The sequence below is a fragment of the Streptomyces sp. NPDC102441 genome (genome assembly GCF_044765585.1).
Lineage (GTDB): Bacteria > Actinomycetota > Actinomycetes > Streptomycetales > Streptomycetaceae > Streptomyces.
Map to the genome: position 1 here is coordinate 259,366 of NZ_JBIWKH010000007.1, position 18,679 is coordinate 278,044.

At 70.3% G+C, this 18,679-nt stretch carries 18 protein-coding genes; 3 read left to right on the forward strand and 15 right to left on the reverse strand.

What is annotated here, in order from left to right:
• Positions 1-5: 5 nt before the first annotated feature.
• From ACIREO_RS17680 to ACIREO_RS17690, 3 genes are read right to left on the reverse strand one after another with little or no spacing between them, the layout of a single operon-like run.
• Positions 6-1,325 (reverse strand): class I SAM-dependent methyltransferase, encoded by a 1,320-nt coding sequence (locus tag ACIREO_RS17680; protein WP_404110560.1) that lies wholly within the window; start codon positions 1,323-1,325, stop codon positions 6-8.
• Positions 1,322-2,047: a DUF1365 domain-containing protein gene (locus ACIREO_RS17685; RefSeq protein ID WP_404111074.1), complete on the reverse strand. Its 726-nt coding sequence runs from the start codon at positions 2,045-2,047 to the stop codon at positions 1,322-1,324. The genes ACIREO_RS17680 and ACIREO_RS17685 overlap by 4 nt, the downstream gene beginning before the upstream one ends.
• Positions 2,041-3,315, reverse strand: a complete 1,275-nt coding sequence (locus ACIREO_RS17690; RefSeq protein ID WP_404110564.1) for an NAD(P)/FAD-dependent oxidoreductase — start codon at positions 3,313-3,315, stop codon at positions 2,041-2,043. Before ACIREO_RS17690 ends, ACIREO_RS17685 begins: the two co-directional genes overlap by 7 nt.
• Before the next feature lie 251 nt (positions 3,316-3,566).
• On the opposite strand from ACIREO_RS17690, the gene ACIREO_RS17695 reads away from it, so the two are divergent.
• From ACIREO_RS17695 to ACIREO_RS17705, 3 genes are all read left to right on the forward strand, one after another.
• The gene (locus ACIREO_RS17695; RefSeq protein WP_404111075.1) at positions 3,567-5,129 is read left to right on the forward strand and encodes a molybdopterin-dependent oxidoreductase; all 1,563 of its coding nucleotides are present in this window, start codon (positions 3,567-3,569) and stop codon (positions 5,127-5,129) included.
• A gap of 63 nt (positions 5,130-5,192) precedes the next feature.
• A complete protein-coding gene (locus ACIREO_RS17700) occupies positions 5,193-5,831 on the forward strand; it encodes a fasciclin domain-containing protein (RefSeq protein WP_404110567.1) in 639 nt (212 codons plus the stop codon).
• A gap of 263 nt (positions 5,832-6,094) precedes the next feature.
• Complete coding sequence (locus ACIREO_RS17705; protein ID WP_404110570.1) at positions 6,095-6,586, forward strand: SPW repeat protein; 492 nt, start codon at positions 6,095-6,097, stop codon at positions 6,584-6,586.
• A gap of 88 nt (positions 6,587-6,674) precedes the next feature.
• On the opposite strand, the gene ACIREO_RS17710 is transcribed toward ACIREO_RS17705, so the two are convergent.
• The 12 genes from ACIREO_RS17710 to ACIREO_RS17765 all read right to left on the reverse strand — a co-directional run bounded on the left by ACIREO_RS17710 (position 6,675) and on the right by ACIREO_RS17765 (position 18,662).
• Positions 6,675-9,503, reverse strand: coding sequence for a DEAD/DEAH box helicase (locus ACIREO_RS17710; protein WP_404110573.1), 2,829 nt, complete (start codon positions 9,501-9,503; stop codon positions 6,675-6,677).
• A gap of 49 nt (positions 9,504-9,552) precedes the next feature.
• On the reverse strand, positions 9,553-10,443 hold the full coding sequence (locus ACIREO_RS17715; RefSeq protein ID WP_404110575.1) for a diacylglycerol kinase: 891 nt from the start codon (positions 10,441-10,443) through the stop codon (positions 9,553-9,555).
• Between the two features lie 18 nt (positions 10,444-10,461).
• Complete coding sequence (tatC, locus tag ACIREO_RS17720) at positions 10,462-11,424, reverse strand: twin-arginine translocase subunit TatC (RefSeq protein WP_404110578.1); 963 nt, start codon at positions 11,422-11,424, stop codon at positions 10,462-10,464.
• Positions 11,425-11,473: 49 nt separating this feature from the next.
• Positions 11,474-11,767 (reverse strand): Sec-independent protein translocase subunit TatA, encoded by a 294-nt coding sequence (tatA, locus tag ACIREO_RS17725; RefSeq protein WP_404110581.1) that lies wholly within the window; start codon positions 11,765-11,767, stop codon positions 11,474-11,476.
• 214 nt (positions 11,768-11,981) lie between these two features.
• The gene (locus ACIREO_RS17730; RefSeq protein ID WP_129261536.1) at positions 11,982-12,179 is read right to left on the reverse strand and encodes a hypothetical protein; all 198 of its coding nucleotides are present in this window, start codon (positions 12,177-12,179) and stop codon (positions 11,982-11,984) included.
• A gap of 23 nt (positions 12,180-12,202) precedes the next feature.
• On the reverse strand, positions 12,203-12,478 hold the full coding sequence (locus ACIREO_RS17735; protein WP_404110583.1) for a hypothetical protein: 276 nt from the start codon (positions 12,476-12,478) through the stop codon (positions 12,203-12,205).
• Positions 12,479-12,516: 38 nt separating this feature from the next.
• Positions 12,517-13,473, reverse strand: a complete 957-nt coding sequence (locus ACIREO_RS17740) for a helix-turn-helix transcriptional regulator (protein WP_404110586.1) — start codon at positions 13,471-13,473, stop codon at positions 12,517-12,519.
• Between the two features lie 14 nt (positions 13,474-13,487).
• On the reverse strand, positions 13,488-14,441 hold the full coding sequence (locus ACIREO_RS17745) for a helix-turn-helix transcriptional regulator (protein WP_404110589.1): 954 nt from the start codon (positions 14,439-14,441) through the stop codon (positions 13,488-13,490).
• A gap of 115 nt (positions 14,442-14,556) precedes the next feature.
• Positions 14,557-14,931: an FKBP-type peptidyl-prolyl cis-trans isomerase gene (locus ACIREO_RS17750; RefSeq protein ID WP_031099446.1), complete on the reverse strand. Its 375-nt coding sequence runs from the start codon at positions 14,929-14,931 to the stop codon at positions 14,557-14,559.
• 43 nt (positions 14,932-14,974) lie between these two features.
• Complete coding sequence (locus ACIREO_RS17755; RefSeq protein ID WP_404110592.1) at positions 14,975-15,910, reverse strand: FKBP-type peptidyl-prolyl cis-trans isomerase; 936 nt, start codon at positions 15,908-15,910, stop codon at positions 14,975-14,977.
• Positions 15,911-16,031: 121 nt separating this feature from the next.
• Positions 16,032-17,393, reverse strand: coding sequence for a Pup--protein ligase (pafA, locus tag ACIREO_RS17760; RefSeq protein WP_275533904.1), 1,362 nt, complete (start codon positions 17,391-17,393; stop codon positions 16,032-16,034).
• A 9-nt stretch (positions 17,394-17,402) separates the two neighbouring features.
• Entirely contained in the window at positions 17,403-18,662 is a 1,260-nt protein-coding gene (locus ACIREO_RS17765) for an MFS transporter (protein ID WP_404110595.1), read from the reverse strand.
• Positions 18,663-18,679 lie beyond the last annotated feature (17 nt).

Below are 18,679 nucleotides of genomic sequence, written 5' to 3' on the forward strand. Positions count from 1 at the left end.
GGTGTTCACGCGGTGTCCTCACGGGTCAGGAGAATCTGCTGCACGTCGAGATAGCCGGACCGGAAGCCGGCCTCGGAGTAGGCGAGATAGAAGGTCCACATACGGCGGAAGGTCGCGTCGAACCCGAGCGCGTCGACCTCCGCGGCCCGCTCGCCGAAGCGTTCCCGCCACAGCCTCAGGGTCTCGGCGTAGTGCGCGCCGAAGCTGTCGCGCCGCTCCGTCCGCAGGGAGGTGTGACCGGCGGTGACGCGCTCCATCGCCTCGGTGGAGGGCAGCAGGCCGCCGGGGAAGATGTACTTCTGGATCCAGGTGTAGGTGCTGCGGCTGGCCAGCATCCGGTCGTCCGGCATCGTGATCGCCTGGAGGGCGATCCGCCCGCCGGGGGCGAGGCAGCGCTCCAGGGTCCGGAAGTACTCGGGCCAGAACTCCTCCCCGACCGCCTCGATCATCTCGACGCTGACGACCGCGTCGTACTCCCCGGTGACGTCCCGGTAGTCGCGGAGCCGTACGTCGACCCGGTCCTGAAGGCCTGCCTCGCGGATCCGGCCGCGGGCCAGCTCCTGCTGCTCGCGGGAGAGGGTGAGGGTGGTGACCCGGGCGCCCCGTGCTGCCGCCCGTACGGCGAGTTCGCCCCAGCCGGTACCGATCTCCAGCAGCTCGGTGCCGTCGCCCACGCCGGCCAGGTCGAGGAGCCGGTCGATCTTGCGGTGCTGCGCGGCGGGCAGCAGGCCCTGTTCGGCCGGGAACCCGCGGAAGACGGCGGCGGAGTACGTGAGTGTGTCGTCCAGGAAGAGGGCGAAGAGGTCGTTCGACAGGTCGTAGTGGTGACTGATGTTGTCGCGGGCGCCCTCGGGGGTGTTGGCCTGCGCGGCGGGCTGCCGCAGCGCCCACAGACCCCGCAGCTTCTGCAGCGGTGCGGGGACGAGGCCGGCCGCGTTCCCCGCGAGGACCGTGAGGACGCCGACGAGGTCGGGCGAGTCCCACTCGCCCGCCATGTACGACTCGCCGAAGCCGATGAGGCCGCTCGCGCCGATCCGCCGGAAGAAGGCGTCGGGCCGGCGGATCTCCATGAGCGGTCCGCCGAGGCCGACGCTGTCGCGGCCCGCGAGCCGTGCACGGAGGGGGAGCCGGGCGAGCGCGTGGCGCACGAGCCGCTCGGCGACGGCGGTCCTCACCCCCGAGGACCGTGGCGGACGGGCGACATCCGGCCATCGGTCCGGGTCCACGCCGGCGAAGGGGGTCGTGGCGGCCCGGGTCTGCGCCGGGACGGCGCCGCCGCCGTGGGCCGGATCTACGGACGGGGTGGAGGAGGTGGGCGCCTTCACTGCATGCCTTCCTGGGTGCGATGACGGGGACGTGGCTGTACGGGATGCCGGCGCAGGAACAGCCTGACGCCGTGCAGCCGGATGGCGGCGGACACCACCACGGTGGAGAAGGGGTGGCGCAGGAACAGCCGGATCAGCTGGGCGGGCGTACCGGGGCGCCGGGTGCCGCGTACGGTCGCGGTGAACGGGCGTGCTTCCTCGCGCTCGAGGTGGACCGTCAGGTCGAGCCGTGCGCCCGGTTCGGGGAGCCGCATCCGGTAGTCGCCGTCCACGGGGAAGAAGGGCGACACGTAGAAGTCCTTGCCGGTCACCGCCCGGCCCGCCTCGTCCGTCCTCAGCAGGTAGCAGTGCCGCTCCCCGTAGGTGTTGTGGACCTCAGCGACGACGCAGAGCGGGGAGCCGTCGGGACGGTGGCACCAGTAGACGGTCAGCGGGTTGAACACATGGCCGAGGACCCGGGCCTGGGTGAGCATGGTGACGTTTCCGTCGGCGAGGTCGACGCCACGTGCCCGGAGGAACCGTTCCAGTCCTGCCCGGACGGTGGGGGCCGTGCCGCCGAAGTGGTCGCGGGCGTCGAAGCCGGCCAGCGGGCGCAGGACGGCCGGCAGCCGCGGCGGGCGGTCCGGGTCGATGAGCCACAGATAGGTACGGTGCCGCAGGGCGTACCTGCGGGGCGCGGTCCGTATGTGGGTGATGGCGCACGGGTAGAGGGCGTTCACCAGGTCACCCCCAGCGCTTGGGCCGCCCGCACACCCGAACGGCAGCCGTCCTCGTGGAACCCCCAGCCGTGGTACGCCCCCGCGAAGGCGGTGACCGGCCCGGAGAGCGCCGGCAGTCCGGCCTGTGCGGCGACCGACTCCGGGGTGAAGACGGGGTGTTCGTAGACCGTGCGGGCCCGAACGAGGTCGGGATCGACCCGCTCGGCGCCGTTCAGCGTGACGACGAACCGCTCGGGGGCGTCCAGCCGCTGGAGGCGGTTCATGTCGTAGCTGACGGTGACCCGGTCGGCGTCTGCCGCGCAGGACGGCATCAGGTAGTTCCAGGACGCCGCGGCACCCCGGCTGCGCGGCAGCAGCGTGGTGTCGGTGTGCAGCAGCGTGGGGTTGCGGGAGTAGCGGAAGGCCCCGAGGGTGCGCCGCTCCTCGTCGGTGGGGTCGGCGAGCAGCCTGAGTGCTTGATCGGGATGGGTGGCGACGACCACCGAGTCGTACTCCTCGGTGGCGCCGTCCTCGGTGACGATCTCCACTCCTCCGCCGCCGAGCCGCCGCACGGTGCGGACCGGGGTGGACGTGCGCAGCGAGTGCACCTGCTTCGCGACGCGGTCGACGTACTCCCGTGATCCGCCCGTGACGGTCCGCCAGACCGGCGAGTCCCCGACCGAGAGCATCCCGTGGTGTTCCAGGAAGCTGAAGAGGTAGCGGGCCGGGTAGCGCATCGCGGTCACCGGGTCGCAGGACCACACGGCTGAGACCATCGGCGTCAGGAAGTGCGCGGAGAAGTAGGCGGAGAACCGGCCTCGCGCCGCGAACTCGCCCAGCGTCATGACCCCCGTGCCTTCGGGCACGGCGAGCAACGCCCTGGCTGCCCGGTGGAAGCGGGGCACCTCGGCCAGCATCCGCAGATACGGGCCACGGAGCACCGACCCGGGCCGGGCGAACAGTCCTGCGGCACCGCGGGCGCCCGCGTACTCCAGTCCGCATCCCTCGCAGCGAACGGACATGCTCATCTCCGACTCCTGAGTGGCCACTCCGAGTTCGTCGAAGAGCCGGAGGAGATTCGGATACGTCCGCCGGTTGTGCACGATGAACCCCGAGTCGACGCGGTGTGTCCGGCCGTCCGACGAGCTCAGCTCATGGGTGTGCGCGTGCCCGCCCACGCGCCCGTCCGCCTCCAGGAGCGTCACGTCGTGCGCCCTCCCCAGGACGTGTGCGGCGGTCAGTCCCGCCACCCCGCTGCCGACTACGGCTGTGCGCCGCCGCTCCCGTGCCATTCGGGTTCCTTCCGGTGTCGCGTGCCTGGCCAGGGCGCTGTTGGAGTGCCCCTCAGAGGTCATTCGGGGCAGCGGTCGCCGCGGATTGGCCGATGATCGGACTTCCTTCGATCGGGTGAACGACCAATCCGCCGGGCGATCCGCACCGAACCCCTGGTGTGAGAACAGACCGAGACGTTTCGCAGAAGCAAGGGGCCCCCGGGTCCCGGCGGTCCCGCTGGGCACGTGCCGCGCTCGCCGCGCTCAGTGGTCTGATCGCCGGGTTCACCGCGCTGTGCGTCGCCGAACTGGTCGCCGCAGCCGTCCGTCCCGAGGCGGGTCCGGTCACGGCCGTGGGCGGGGCGGTCATCGACCGCACTCCCCCGGCCGTCAAGGACTTCGCCGTACGGAACTTCGGCACCGACGACAAGCTGGTGCTGCAGCTCGGGATCCTCGTCCTCCTGGCGGTCTTCGCCATGGCGGTGGGGGTCCTCGCACTGCGGCACCGGTGGACCGGCGCTGCGGCCGTCCTGGTCTTCGGCGTGGTCGGGGCGGTGTCCGCGGCCGGCCGGCCGGAGGGCCGGCCGGGCGACGCACTGCCCTCGGCCGTGGGCGCACTGGTCGCCGCAGGAGTGCTGTATCTCCTGGCCGGACGGCTGCGCGTCCCGGAAACCGTGCCGTCTCCCGCGGCCGGTGAGACGGACGGTGGGGCCCAAGGCGCCTTGGACGGTGGGGCGCAAGGCGCCTTCGACCGCCGCGGATTCGTGATCGCGGCGACCGCCGCCGCGGCGGCCTCGGCCGGTGCGGGGCTCCTGGGCCGACAGCTCCAGGCGTCCCAGCTGGCCGGGGTCTCCGCCTCACGCGGCGACATCACCCTCCCGGCACCGGCCTCGGCGGCACCCCCGATACCCAGCGGAGCCGACCTCGGCATCCGGGGCCTGAGCTCCTTCACCACCCCGAACAAGGACTTCTACCGGGTGGACACCGCTCTGGTGGTTCCGCGCGTCGACGCCGACCGGTGGCGGCTGCGGATCCACGGCAAGGGGGTGGCGCGACCCGTCACCCTCAGCTTCCAGGACCTCCTGGGACGCGAGCTCGTCGAGCGCGACATCACGCTGACCTGCGTGTCCAACCAGGTGGGCGGACCCTATGTGGGCACCGCCCGGTGGATCGGCGTACGCCTGGCCGATCTGCTGCGCGAGGCCGGGGTGAAGCCCCCGTCGAAGGGCGGGCCCGCGGACCAGATCGTGGCCCGCTCCGTGGACGGGATGACGATCGGGACTCCGGTCGAGGAGGTCATGGACGGCCGTGACGCACTGCTCGCGGTCGGTATGAACGGCGAACCGCTGCCGTTCGACCACGGCTTCCCGGTCCGGATGGTCGTCCCCGGCCTCTACGGCTACGTCTCGGCCTGCAAGTGGATCCAGGACATCGAGCTCACGACGTTCGACACGTACGACGCCTACTGGGTCAAGCGTGACTGGTCCCGCGAGGCTCCGATCAAGACCCAGTCCCGTATCGACACGCCGCGCCCCTTCGCCGCCCCGCGAGCGGGGACCGTACCGGTCGCGGGTGTCGCCTGGGCCCAACACCGGGGCATCGCCCGGGTCGAGGTCCGGGTCGACGACGGCGAGTGGCACACCGCGCGGCTGGCCGCGGAGGCCGGCCGTGACACCTGGCGCCAGTGGGTGTGGGAGTGGGCGGCCACCACCGGCCACCACACCCTCGAGGTCCGTGCGACGGACCGCACCGGCGCCACCCAGACCGACAAGCGGGTCGGCACCGTCCCCGACGGTGCGACCGGGTGGCACTCGGTGGTGGTCGACGTGACCTGACTACCGACCCGCACACCCTTTCTCTTCCCATTCCCTGATCAACGATCCACCCAGGAGAACATCATGAACAACCGTCACCTTCGCCGTATCGCCGTCACCGCCTCCGCCGCGGCCATGCTGCCGCTCGCGCTGACCGCCTGCTCCGGCGACTCCGAGACCTCCTCGTCCGACTCCGGTGCGGACAAGGCCGCGTCGAGCGCGCCGGCCAAGGAGACCCAGCCCATGGACGAGCCGTTCGGCCCGGGCTGTGCGACGGTCCCGAAGGACGGCGCCGGCTCGTTCGCGGGCATGGCGCAGGACCCGGTCGCCACGGCCGCGTCGAACAACCCGGCGCTGTCCACCCTGGTGACGGCCGTCAAGCAGGCCGGTCTCGTCGACACCCTGAACAGCGCCGAGAACATCACCGTGTTCGCACCGACCAACGACGCCTTCGCCAAGATCCCGAAGGCGGACCTGGACAAGCTGCTCGCGAACAAGGCCGAACTCACCAAGGTGCTCACCTCGCACGTGGTGGGCGAGAAGCTGACGCCGAAGCAGCTGGAGAAGGGCTCCTTCGACACCCTGGCGAAGACGAAGCTGACGACGTCGGGTTCGGAGATGTCCTACACCGTGAACGACTCCTCCAAGGTCGTCTGCGGCAACGTCCCGACCGCCAACGCGACGGTCTACATCGTGGACACCGTCCTGATGCCGGCGAGCTGAGCCGGCGGCCGTCGCGACACCGACGGCAGGACGTCACCGAGCCCCGATGCCCGCGCTGCTCCGACCACACGGCCGGAGCAGCGCGGGCCGCGGGGCTCCCGCCGTCGGCACGGTCGCCTTCGTGGTCGTCGCGACGGAACCGCAGAATTCGACCACCAGAAAAACTACACATAAGGGGCATATAAGAGCACACTGGTCTGGAGAGCCGATGACCGCACCCCCTGGTCGCGGTCGCTCCAGCAAGTGCGAAGGAGAACATCCTCATGAGTAACATCTCGCACGCCGGAAGGGATGTGTCCGGGAAGACCAGAGACGTTTCCGGACACACCGGAAAAGACATCTCCGGGCACCCCGACGCCGAAGAAATGCGGGCACGCCACGACCGCGTGGTAGGCGGAGGTGGCCGAACCACCGCCGGTGCGGACGCACCGGTGTTCCTGCTCGGCCTGTACTGCGCCGTCTCGCCGTGGGTGCTTCACTTCACCGCGAGCCAGCCCTCCCTGGTGACGCACAACCTCGTCATCGGTCTCGCGATAGCCGTGCTGGCACTCTGCTTCACCGCCATGCCCGAGCGGATGACCGGGATGAGCATCGCCATCGTCGCGCTGGGCGCCTGGCTCATCGTGTCGACGTGGATCGTCGGCCAGAGCCCCGACATGGGCGTCGTCCTCAACAACGTGATCGTCGGTGGTCTGGCGATTGTGCTGGGGGCAGCCTGCGCGGGACTCTCGATGAAGAACAAGAAGAAGACCTGACGGGAGAACGCACAGGAGTGGCCACAGGCACGCACAGCCGCCCGTGGCCACTCATCCGTTCGTTCGACCCCGCCTGGCGGGGTCCCGCTCACCCCACGGAGCTGTACGCCACCACACCCCGCAGCACCGCGTCGACGGCCTTGTGGGCGTTCTTCGCGACCGAACTCCCGTCCCGGGGCGCGGCGGCCGCGATCTGACCGAGTACGTCGATGACCTGCTTGCACCACCGCACGAAGTCGCCGGCCGGCATCTCCGCCTCGCGGAGGACCTCGTCCAGCGTCCGCCCGGAGGCCCACATGTAGACCGCCCAGGCGAAGCCGAGGTCGGGTTCACGCTGGCCGACCCCTTCCGTCTGGCTGATCTTGAAGTCCTCCTCCAGGGCGTCGAGACGGCCCCAGATGCGGATCATCTCGCCCATCGCGGCCTTCGCCGGCCCCGAGGGCAGCTTGGGTGCGACCGCGTCGTCCGCCTGGCGCGCCTCGTAGACGAGCGCCGAGACACACGCGGCGAGTTCGGCGGGGTTGAGCCCCTCCCAGACACCGTCCCGCAGGCATTCACTGGCCAGCAGGTCGAGCTCGCCGTAGAGCCGCGCCAGCCGCCGGCCGTTGTCGGTGACCTCGGTGCCCCGCAGATAGTCCAGCTCGGTCAGGAGCGCGACGATGCGGTCGAAGGTGCGGGCGATGGTGTTCGTCCGGCCCTCGATGCGGTGCTCCAGCTGCCGGGTGTCGCGCTGCAGCCGGTGATAGCGCTCGGCCCAGCGCGCGTGGTCCTCGCGCTCGTCGCACCCGTGGCAGGGATGGGCGCGCAGCTCCGTACGCAGCCGGGCGATCTCCTGGTCGTCGGCCGCGGCGGCCCGCTGCTTGCGGTGCCGTCCCGGATCGATGTGTCCCGCCTTGCTCCTCAGCGCGGACGCCAGGTCGCGGCGGGACTGCGGTGAACGCGGGTTGAACGACTTGGGCACCCGCATCCGCTCCAGGGCCTCGACCGGCACCGGGAAGTCGATGTGGGCCAGCCGCTTGACCTGCCGCTCGGCGGTGAGCACCAGAGGGCGCGGGCCGTCGTGGTACTCGAGCCCGCGATGGCCGTTGGTGCGCCCGGCGGGCAGCCCCGGGTCCAGGACCAGGGCGAGCCCGGCGAACTTGCCGGTGGGCACATGGATGACGTCACCGGGCTTCAGCTTCTCCAGGGACGCCGCGGCGGCCGCCCGCCGCTGGGACGCCCCCTGCTTGGCCAGCTCCGTCTCGCGGTCCTTGAGGTCGCGGCGCAACCGCGCGTACTCCTCGAAGTCCCCGAGGTGGCAGGTCATGCCCTCCTTGTAGCCCTCGATGCCCTCCTCGTTGCGCTGGACCTGCCGGGAGATCCCAACGACGGACCGGTCGGCCTGGAACTGCGCGAAGGAGGTCTCGAGCAGCTCGCGCGAGCGGTGCCGCCCGAACTGCTGGACGAGGTTGACGGCCATGTTGTACGAGGGGCGGAAGCTGGAGCGCAGCGGATACGTACGCGTCCCCGCGAGTCCGGCGAGCGCGCCGGGGTCCATCCCCCGCTGCCAGAGGACGACCGCGTGGCCCTCGACGTCGATGCCGCGGCGCCCGGCCCGCCCGGTCAGCTGGGTGTACTCGCCGGGGGTGATGTCGGCGTGCTGCTCGCCGTTCCACTTGACGAGCTTCTCCAGCACCACGGAGCGCGCGGGCATGTTGATGCCGAGCGCCAGGGTCTCGGTCGCGAAGACCGCCCTGACCAGGCCGCGGACGAACAGCTCCTCCACGACCTCCTTGAAGGTCGGCAGCATTCCGGCGTGGTGCGCCGCGATGCCGCGCTCCAGCCCTTCGAGCCATTCGTAGTATCCGAGGACATGGAGGTCCTCGGGGGGAATGGACGCAGTCCGCTCCTCGACGATCTCCCGCACCAGCCCGCGCTTGCTCTCGTCGTTCAGACGCAGCCCGGCCTGCAGACACTGCTGCACGGCCGCCTGGCAGCCGGCCCGGCTGAAGATGAAGGTGATGGCGGGCAGGAGCCCCTCGGCGTCGAGCCGGTCGATGACCTCGGGCCTGGACGGGGTCCAGATCCTGCTGCGCTGACGACGCTCGCGCTCCCGGTCCGCCTCGCGCACCATCTTTCCGCGCCGGCGCTCGCGCGGGTTGTACCCGCGCTGGTTCTCCATCCGGGCGAGCCGGACGAGATCCGGGCTGACCTCGCGGCGGCCGGTGCCCCGGCCGCCGTGGTCGGTCTCCTCCTCGAAGAGGTCGTACATCCGGCGTCCGGCCATGACGTGCTGCCACAGCGGCACGGGCCGGTGCTCGGAGACGATCACCTGGGTGTCACCACGGACGGTGTCCAGCCAGTCGCCGAACTCCTCGGCGTTGGACACGGTCGCCGACAGCGACACCAGTGTCACGGACTCCGGCAGGTGGATGATCACTTCCTCCCACACGGCGCCCCGGAAGCGGTCGGAGAGGTAATGCACCTCGTCCATGACCACATAGCCGAGCCCGGTGAGGGCCTGGGAGCCCGCGTACAGCATGTTGCGCAGGACCTCGGTCGTCATCACGACCACGGGTGCGTCCGCGTTGACGCTGTTGTCACCGGTCAGCAGACCGACCTTGTCCGCGCCGTAGCGCCGGACGAGATCGGTGAACTTCTGGTTGGACAGGGCCTTGATGGGCGTGGTGTAGAAACACTTGCGGCCCTGCTCCAGGGCCAGGTGTACGGCGAATTCACCGACGATCGTCTTGCCCGACCCGGTGGGGGCCGCGACCAGCACCCCCTTGCCGGCCTCCAGGGCCTGGCAGGCCTCGATCTGGAACGGGTCCAGTCCGAATTCGTACATCTCCCGGAAGGGCCCGAGGGCCGTGGTCTGCTCGGCCGCACGGACCCGGGACGCCTGGTATCGCTCAGCTGGTGAGAGGTCCTCTGTCATCTTGATACGAGCCTACCCGCCCCGTATGACAGTCAGCCCGATCTTTATTTCATGGTGCAAGGACCCGGACGGCACCGGGTACGCAGGTGGCGGTGAGCGGCAGCGCGCCCAGCGGCTCCCCGTCCGCGTACGCCGTGACACCGGCCGCGGCGAGCTCTATCGAGGACACCCGGTGCACGGTGACCTTCGGGTGGCCGAGGTGCGTGCCCTTGTACACCTTCGGGAAGACCTTCAGCAGCGTGGTCCGGCTGCAGTCACCGACCACGGTCACATCGAAGAGCCCGTCGTCCATGACCGCGTCCGCGCAGATCCGCATCCCGCCGCCGTACGTGCTGCCGTTACCCACCGCGATCAGCGTCGCCTCGATCTCCGTCACCGGTCCGCCGTCCAGCCTGACGCGGTACGGGATCGGCCTGAAGGAGGCCAGCTCGGCGAGGATCGCCAGGTCGTACTTGAAACGCCCCCCGGCCCAGCGCATCCGGTTCCCCCTGTCGTTGACCCGCGAGTCGAAGCCCGAGGCCAGCACGGAACCGAACCAGCGCTCCCCTGTCCGGCCCAGGTCGATCGCGCGCGCCGCCCCGGCCTTGAGCAACTCGGCGGCCAGCCGCCCGGCGGCGGCCGGATCACGGATCGGCAGCCCGAGGGCGCGGGCGAAGTCGTTCCCGGTGCCCACGGCCACGGCGCCGAGCGGTGTCGAGGTGCCCGCGACGGCCTGCAGGGCGAGGGACATCACGCCGTCCCCGCCCACGGCTATCAGAGCCCCGGTCCCGTAGGCCACCGCCTCCCGGGCCCGTCGCAGCGCGTCGTCGGCGTCCTCGCCCAGAACCGTCCGTACGGAGAAGCCGGCGTCCCGCAGAGCGGAAGCGGCCGGCTGCGCGGCACGCGCGCCCCGGCCGCTCCCCGCGGTGGGATTGACGAAGAGGGTGATCTCGCTGGTCACCCGCGGGACCTTACAAGGTCAGGTGATGTCGTCGTAACCGTTGAGCCGGTGCGAACGCCCACCGTCCGCGTCGCCGCCCGCCTGCTCGGGCAGGGCCGGCCGGGAGGCCACGGGTTCGACGGCGCCGACCGTCTCCGGGGTGAGATCCAGGCTGGACGCCTCGTCGTCGTCGAGCTCGGCGTCGGGGTTCGCACGCCGCTTGCGCTTGTCGTTGAGCAGCGAGAAGCCGACGGCCATGAAGTAGAGCACGGCCAGCGGGCCGGCCAGCAGCAGCATCGAGATGGGCTCGCCGCCCGGGGTGGCGACGGCCGCGAACGCGGTAAGCCCGACGAGCATCCCGCGCCACCAGCGCAGCATGCGGGCGCCGGACAGGGCACCGGTCAGGTTGAGCAGGATCAGCAGGAGCGGCAGCTCGAAGGCGAGCCCGAAGACGATCACCATGCGGGTGATCAGGTCCAGGAAGTCGTCCAGCGGCAGCAGGTTCTTCACGTTGTCCGGTGTGAAGCCGAGCATGATCTGCGCGGTCTGCGGGAGGATCGCGTACGCCAGGTAGGCACCGGCGACGAAGAGCGGCACCCCCGCCACGACGAAGGCGACCGAGTAACGCTTCTCCTGCTTGTGCAGGCCGGGGGCGACGAACCCCCACAGCTGGTACAGCCACACCGGGGTGGCCACCAGCACGCCTGCCATCAGGGACACCTTCAGCGCGATGGTGAACGGCGACAGCAGACCGTTGGTGGTCATCTCCGCGCAGGGCCGACCGTTGATCATGGTCACGGCGCCGTTCTTGCAGCCGACTGAGTCCAGGATCGGCTTCATCAGGAACTCGAAGATTTCCTTCTGGAAGAACGCCGCTACGATCACGGCGACGATGATCGCCAGGACCGACTTCAGCAGCCGGTTGCGCAGCTCACGCAGGTGATCGAGGAGGGGCATCCGCCCCTCGTCGTCCTTCTCCTGCTTGCGGGCAGACTTGAGCAACCCACTTCCCTCGTCTCGTGCGGCAGCGTCCGGAGTTCCGGATCAGCTGTCAGCTCTGGGTGGTGGGCTTGGCCTCGCTGACCGGGCGGGAGCTGGTGACATCTCCCGGAGCGGCCTGGATCGTGCGCGCGGTGGCCGCGGGCGGGGTGGTGTCCGCGACGTTCTCCGCAGTGGGCGCCGCGGGCTCCGCGTCGTCCTTCTTCATGGCCTTGGCCTCGCTCTTGAGGATGCGGGCCGACTTGCCGAGTGAACGCGCCATGTCGGGGAGCTTCTTGGCACCGAAGAGCAGCAGGACGACAGCGATGATCAGAACGATCTCGAGGGGCTTCAGATTGCCGATCATGTGCGACTTCCTTCTCACTGAGGCGTCTGGAGGGTGGGTCCGCTACCCGCTCGACCGGACAGGTGTCCGACCTTCGCGCTGGCAGCGATCGTAACCCGCAGGGGTAAACGTGAGGCAATGCCTGTGCGTACTCCCGCTTGCGGCCCACACCTCCCTGCCTGGGCCGCTCCAGCAGCGTACCCCCCGAACCGGTGAATCAGGAGGCCGCGCACTGCTATCGCAAGGCCTCTCCGGTATCGGCGAGGGTGGTGGCCGCTCGTTCGAGATCCTCCGCCGCTCGGTTGATCCGCCGCGTTGTCGCGGCGACCTGTCCGGCGAGCCGCTGTGCCTCGACGAAGACCTTGACGGCCAGCACGCCGAGCACGGCCAGGCCGGCGAATCCCAGAGCGATGGCGAGCATGGGCCAGAACATGGGCGGATCCTCGGTGTTTCTCGTTACCGCAGGGCGGTGTGCAGGCGCAGTGTCCGTACCCCGCCGCCGCTGAGGAGCTCGATGATGCGCTCCCCGGCCGGCTTGCGGACCGCGGAACCACACGCGGGACACGTGAAGGAGTAGAAGGTCGTACGGCGGCTGGCTCCTATGGCCAGGCGCAGTGCGCCCGCCACGAGCTCGAACCGCTCGCGGCAGTCCGGGCAGGCGGCCCGGAAGCGCACGGTGTCGGGCACCGGGACCGGAACCGGTCCCGTCCGTGTGCTCGATATCGCAGTCATATGGCCTTCGTCCCCTCGATGCACCGGTGGCCGCCCCCTCAGAGCGCGCCGTCGTAGGCGGCCAGCGCCTCACGCGCCGCCAGCCGGGCGCTCTCGGCCAGGTCCGGGGGCGAGGTGATACGTCCCTCGCCGCCCAGCCGCAGGGCGAGCCTGCGCAGCGAGGCCGGGGCGGGGGTGCGGAGGGTGATCCGCAGGCCACCGTCGGGCAGTTCCTCCGCACTGTCGTGCGGGTAGTACTCGGCGACCCACCGGCCGCCGGGGCCGACCTCGATCACGACCTCCGGGTCCTCGGCGGCCGGCTGCACCAGCCCCTCGGAGAGGTCACGCAGCTCCAGCTCCGGCGGGGCCGACGGGGCGTCGAGGAGTCTGATCTCGGCGACCCGGTCGAGCCGGAACGTACGCCGCGCCTCGGTGAGCCGGCACCAGCCCTCCATATAGGTGTGACCGACGGCGAACAGCCGGATCGGGTCCACCTCGCGTTCGGTCAGCTCGTCGCGCGCGGGTGAGTAGTAGCGCAGCCAGAGCCTGCGCCGCTCGGAGATCGCCCGGTCGACGTCGGCGAAGACACCGCCCTCGGACTCGAAGGTGACCGAGAGCCGTGAGCTGGCGGCCCCCACCTCACCGGCCGCCGTCTCCAGCTTCGCGGTCGCGCGCACCAGCGCCTGGCGGTCGCTCTCCCGCAGGCCGGGGAGCGTGGCGACGGCACGGGCGGCGACGAGCAGGGCGGTCGCCTCGTCCGCGGCGAGCCGCAGCGGCGCCGCGACGTCGTCCGGGTTGTGCCACCAGATCCGGTCGCCGTCGGTGTCGATGTCCAGCAGGTCACCGCCGCGGAAGCTGGTCCCGCACATGGGCAGCACGTCGAGGTCGGAGATCAGCTCGTCCTCGGTGATCCCGAAGGCCCGGGCCACGTCCTGGACGTGGGCGCCGGGGCGCTCACGCAGGTAGGTGACGAGGGAGAGCATCCGCCGGGTCTGGTCGATCGCGTTCGTGGCCACGAGTACGGGTCCCCTCAGTCCTTGGCCACGGCGCGCAGCCGGTCCATCACGTCGGCCCGCAGATCGGCGGGTTCGCTCACGATCACGTCGGGCCCGAACTCCACGAGCCAGGCGTCCAGGCCGTGTCCGTACGGGATCTCCAACTCGTCCCAGCCGTCGCCCAGTTCCCGTACCGATATCGCGCGGGAGCGCAGCGGGTAGCCGGAGCCCGTACGCAGTCTGATCCGGGCGGTCCTGGTGGCGGTCTCGCCCGCCCAGCTCTCCACCGTCTCGCGGACGGTCACGGCGTCGGGGACCTGGGCCGTGAAGGCCCCGGCGCGGGAGCGGACCCGCCCGGAGATCCGGGACAGCCGGAAGACCCGCTCGGCGCCCCGGTCGCGGTCCCAGCCGGCCAGATACCAGTGGCCGCGCCAGCATTCGAGCGTCCAGGGCTCGACCTGGCGCTGCTCCGGGCGGGCGGCGTTGCCCTTGCGGTAGTCGAAGGTGACGGGGCGGCGGTCACGGCAGGCCAGCATCAGCGGCTCGAAGGCGGCCTCGTGGACCGGGATGCGGGGTTCGAGGGCGCTGTGCACCTCGTAGGCGTCCTCGGCCTCCGGCATGCCGGCCGCCCGCAGCTTCTGCAGCGCCCCGCTGGCGGCACCGGCGAGCCGGGCCTGCTGCCAGACCTTGGCGGCGAGCCCGAGGGCTGCGGCCTCCTCGGCGTCGAGGGTGATGGGGGGCAGCCGGTTGCTGTCGCGGCGCGCGAGGTAGCCGGTGTCGCCGTCCAGGTTCTCCACGGTCTCGATGACCAGACCGAGTTCACGCAGATCGTCCTTGTCGCGCTCGAACATCCGGTTGAAGGATTCGTCCGAGCCCGCCTCCAGGTAGGCCTCGATGGACCCGCGGAGCTCACGCTTGCTGAGCGGGCGCCGGGTACCCAGCAGACACAGTGCCAGGTTCATCAGCCGTTCGGCCTTGGCAATCGCCATCGACGCCCTTTCTCGACGTGCTCTCCGACCGTCGACCGTACCGCCCCGGGGTGTCCGGACCAAAGCGAGGGCCCGTGCCTTGCGGCACGGGCCCCGGCTGCTGTAAACGGACGGGTCAGACGCCGACGAGGTCGCAGACGAAGATCAGCGTCTCGCCCGGGGCGATCGCGCCGCCACCTGCGCCGCGGTCGCCGTAGGCCAGGTGCGCGGGAATGGTCAGCTGGCGACGGCCGCCGACCTTCATGCCCTGGACACCCTTGTCCCAGCCGGCGATGACCTGACCGGCACCGAGCTGGAACTGCAGCGGGGTGCCGCGGTTCCACGAGGCGTCGAACTCCTCGCCGGTGGAGAAGGCCACACCGACGTAGTGCACGGAGACGGTCTGGCCCGCCTGGGCCACCGGCCCGTCGCCCTCCCAGATTTCCTTGATCTCCAGGTCGGCCGGCGGCTCGCCACCCGGGAAGTCGATCTCGGGCTTCTCGATGCTCACTGAACTGCTCCTCTTACTGATGAACTGGTCAACCGGGACAGTCTTACATCTTTGTCAGGATGTCCACGGACCACACGAGCGTGGAGTTGGCGGGGACGGTCTGCTGCGCCTGGTCACCGAAACCCTGGTCCGGCGGGATGACGAGCAGGACACGACTGCCGACCTTCTTGCCCGCCAGGCCGGCCTTGAGGCCCTTGACGGTGATCTGGGCCAGCGGGAAGCTCGCGACCTTGCCCGTGTCGTAGGTGCTGTCGAACTTCTTCGCACCCTTCCACAGGTAGGCCTCGTAGTTCACGACGACGGTGTCGGTCTCCTTCACCGCCTCCCCGTCGGACTCGAGGACGTAGTTGGAGACCAGCTTCTTGGGCGGGTCGCTCTTGGGGATCGTGACCTTGGGCGCCTTGCCGTCGGTGTTGTCGGCGACCTTGGGCAGGTCGATGTTGTCCTGGGCGACCGTGCTGCCCTTCGGGGACTTCGGGACCGCCTTGCCGCTCACCACGTCCACGACGAAGACCAGGGTGGCGTTGGGCTTGATGTCCTCGCCCTGGCCCTGCTCGCCGTAGGCGAGCTCGGGCGGGATGACCAACTGCACACGGCTGCCGACCTTCTGGCCGACGAGCCCCTGCTCCCAGCCCGGGATGACCATGCCGGCACCGAGAATCAGCCCGAACGGCTGCTTGCGGTCGAAGCTGTTGTCGAACGGCTTGGTGGAGTCCCAGGCCTGCCCGAGGTAGTTGACCTCCGCCGCGTCGCCGTTCTTGAGCTTCGCGCCGTCACCCTCACTGATGACTTCGGTCTTCAGCTTCTTGGGTGGATCGCCCTCACCCTTCGCCAGAGTGGGCTTCTCCCCGAACTTCGTCCCCGCGCTGATCGCGGGAAAACCGTTCTTGGAGACGGAGTCGGAGGCCTTGTCGTCGCCGCATGCCGCCGTGGACAGCAGCAGTAGGGGGACGACGAGAAGGCCGGCAAGTCGGCGCACTGGTTCCTCAGATCTCAGACGGCACGTGGATGGTCCCCGACACTCTAGGCGGACCGAAGGGCCCCGTACGAGGAACGTACGGGGCCCGGTCGGATACGGGGCGGGACATTCCTGTCCCGGATCACATGCCCGCGATCAGCTTCTCCACCCGGTCGTCGACGGAACGGAAGGGGTCCTTGCACAGCACGGTGCGCTGCGCCTGGTCGTTGAGCTTGAGATGGACCCAGTCGACGGTGAAGTCCCGCCGCTGCTCCTGGGCACGGCGGATGAAGTCGCCGCGCAGCCGCGCCCTGGTCGTCTGCGGGGGCACCGACTTGCCCTCGAAGATCTTCAGGTCGTTGCAGATACGGGCGACCTGGCCCTTGCGCTCCAGGAGGTAGTAGAGCCCGCGCCGCCGGTGGATGTCGTGGTAGGCGAGGTCTATCTGGGCGACCCGCGGGTTCGACATGGTCATGTTGTGCTTGGCCCGGTACCGCTCGATGAGCTTGTACTTCATGACCCAGTCGATCTCGGTGCCGATCCGGTCGAGGTCCTCCGCCTCGATGGCGTCCAGCGTGCGGCCCCACAGCTCGAGGACCTGGTCGACGGTGCCGGTGCGGATGCCACGGCGCTCGACGAAGTCGACGGCCTTCTCGTAGTACTCGCGCTGGACCTCGATGGCCGATGCCTCGCGGCCGCTGGCCAGGCGCACCTTGCGCTGCCCCGTGATGTCGTGGCTGACCTCGCGGATGGCCCGGATCGGGTTCTCCAGGGTCAGGTCACGCATCACGGTGCCGGCCTCGATCATGCGCAGCACGAGGTCGGTGGCGCCGACCTTGAGCAGCATGGTCGTCTCGGACATGTTGGAGTCACCGACGATGACGTGGAGGCGGCGGTACCGCTCCGCGTCGGCGTGCGGTTCGTCCCTGGTGTTGATGATCGGACGGGAACGCGTCGTCGCGGAACTGACGCCCTCCCAGATGTGCTCGGCCCGCTGGCTCACGCAGTAGACGGCTCCACGCGGTGTCTGGAGCACCTTGCCGGCACCACAGATCAGCTGACGGGTGACGAGGAACGGAATGAGGATGTCCGCGAGCCGGGAGAATTCTCCGTGCCGGGCCACGAGGTAGTTCTCGTGGCACCCGTAGGAGTTTCCTGCCGAGTCGGTGTTGTTCTTGAAGAGATAGACGTCGCCCGCGATTCCCTCCTCGTGCAGGCGGCGTTCGGCGTCGACGAGCAGGCCTTCGAGAATGCGCTCGCCCGCCTTGTCGTGCGTGACCAGTTCGGTCACGTCGTCGCATTCGGGTGTCGCGTATTCCGGATGCGATCCCACGTCGAGGTAGAGGCGGGCGCCGTTCCGCAGGAAGACATTGCTGCTGCGGCCCCATGACACAACACGGCGGAAGAGGTAGCGCGCCACTTCGTCAGGTGACAGTCGGCGCTGTCCCCTGAACGTGCACGTGACGCCGTACTCGTTCTCCAGCCCGAAAATGCGGCGGTCCATGACTGAACATTACGCCTTATGGCCTGAGCTGAAACCGGGTTCGGCAGCACCGTTTCGATCATTTTCCGAACCGGCCACGACCGAGGCCGTACGCCCGGGAGCTGCGAGGACCCTTCCGGTGGCCAGGAGAACCAGCAGCGCCGCCACTCCACCGGCCCCGGCGACGGCGAAACTCCACGCCGTCCCGCCGAGCTCGACGGCCGGGCCCGCCACCGCCGTTCCGGCCGCGGCGCCCACCCCGAAGGTCGTCACCAGCCAGGAGAACGCCTCGGTCACCGTGCCCTGCGGCGCGTGCCGGTCCACGACGATGAACGAGCACGCGATCGCCGGTGCCAGGAACACTCCGGCGAGTGCCGCCAGTGCGGTCATGGCGGGCACGCCGGGCGTGAGCATCAGCGGCAGATAGCCCAGCGCCAGCAGCGCGACGATGATCCGCAGCCTGCGCTCGGGCGCCCCTGCCCACTGCCGCGCCCCGTACACCGCTCCGCCGATCAGCGCGCCGAGGCCGAGCGCGGCCATCAGCCAGCCGTACACGGACTCCCGGCCGTGGTCGTCGGCGTAGGCGACACCGGCCACCGTGATCGAGCCGAGGGCGAGTCCCACGAAGAAGAAGGCGCCCAGCAGGGCGAGCAGCCCCGGCGAGCGCAGGGCGCCGAGCCAGTGCGCCTCGCGGGGGGCCGAGCGCCACACCCTGGAGGGCTCGGAGAGGATGACGGACAGTGCTCCCAGCACCCCTATGGCGTTGATGACCAGGAGTGCGGCCGCGGGCGACCAGAGGGACACCAGGACCGTCACGAGGAGCGGCCCGACGGTGAACATGATCTCCTGGGCCACCGCGTCCATGGCGTACGCACGGTGCACCCGCTCCTCCCCGCCGAGGACCGCCGGCCACAGGGCGCGCAGGCCGCCCTCCAGCGGGGGTGTGAAGAGTCCGGCCACCACGACCGCCGCGTAGGCGGCCGGCTGCGAGCCGAGGCCGATCAGGGCGAGCACGGTCATGCCGAGCGCGGAGACGACCGCCGCGGGAAGCTGGACGCGTGGCTGGCCGTACAGGTCCACGGCCCGGCCCAGCAGAGGCTGTCCCACCGCTGTGGCGAGGCCGTACGCCGCCGCCAGAGCTCCGGCCAGCGAGTAGCTGCCGCCCTCCGCACGGGTGAACAGGACGATCGCGATGGGGGCGGTGCCGTTCGGCAGCCGCCCCACCAGCGTTCCCGTCAGCAGCCGGGCGGCGTGCCGCGTCCGGAGGATGTCCATATACCCCGCGGCCATGTCCGCCCCTCTCCCCC

Bases quoted from the DNA above. Each gene is read 5' to 3' on its own strand.
- ACIREO_RS17690 (WP_404110564.1), bottom strand. From the start codon at position 3,315: ATGGCACGGGAGCGGCGGCGCACAGCCGTAGTCGGCAGCGGGGTGGCG.
- ACIREO_RS17700 (WP_404110567.1), top strand. From the start codon at position 5,193: ATGAACAACCGTCACCTTCGCCGTATCGCCGTCACCGCCTCCGCCGCG.
- ACIREO_RS17705 (WP_404110570.1), top strand. From the start codon at position 6,095: ATGAGTAACATCTCGCACGCCGGAAGGGATGTGTCCGGGAAGACCAGA.
- ACIREO_RS17710 (WP_404110573.1), bottom strand. From the start codon at position 9,503: ATGACAGAGGACCTCTCACCAGCTGAGCGATACCAGGCGTCCCGGGTC.
- tatA (WP_404110581.1), bottom strand. From the start codon at position 11,767: ATGATCGGCAATCTGAAGCCCCTCGAGATCGTTCTGATCATCGCTGTC.
- ACIREO_RS17730 (WP_129261536.1), bottom strand. From the start codon at position 12,179: ATGTTCTGGCCCATGCTCGCCATCGCTCTGGGATTCGCCGGCCTGGCC.
- ACIREO_RS17735 (WP_404110583.1), bottom strand. From the start codon at position 12,478: ATGACTGCGATATCGAGCACACGGACGGGACCGGTTCCGGTCCCGGTG.
- ACIREO_RS17745 (WP_404110589.1), bottom strand. From the start codon at position 14,441: ATGGCGATTGCCAAGGCCGAACGGCTGATGAACCTGGCACTGTGTCTG.
- pafA (WP_275533904.1), bottom strand. From the start codon at position 17,393: ATGGACCGCCGCATTTTCGGGCTGGAGAACGAGTACGGCGTCACGTGC.
- ACIREO_RS17765 (WP_404110595.1), bottom strand. From the start codon at position 18,662: ATGGCCGCGGGGTATATGGACATCCTCCGGACGCGGCACGCCGCCCGG.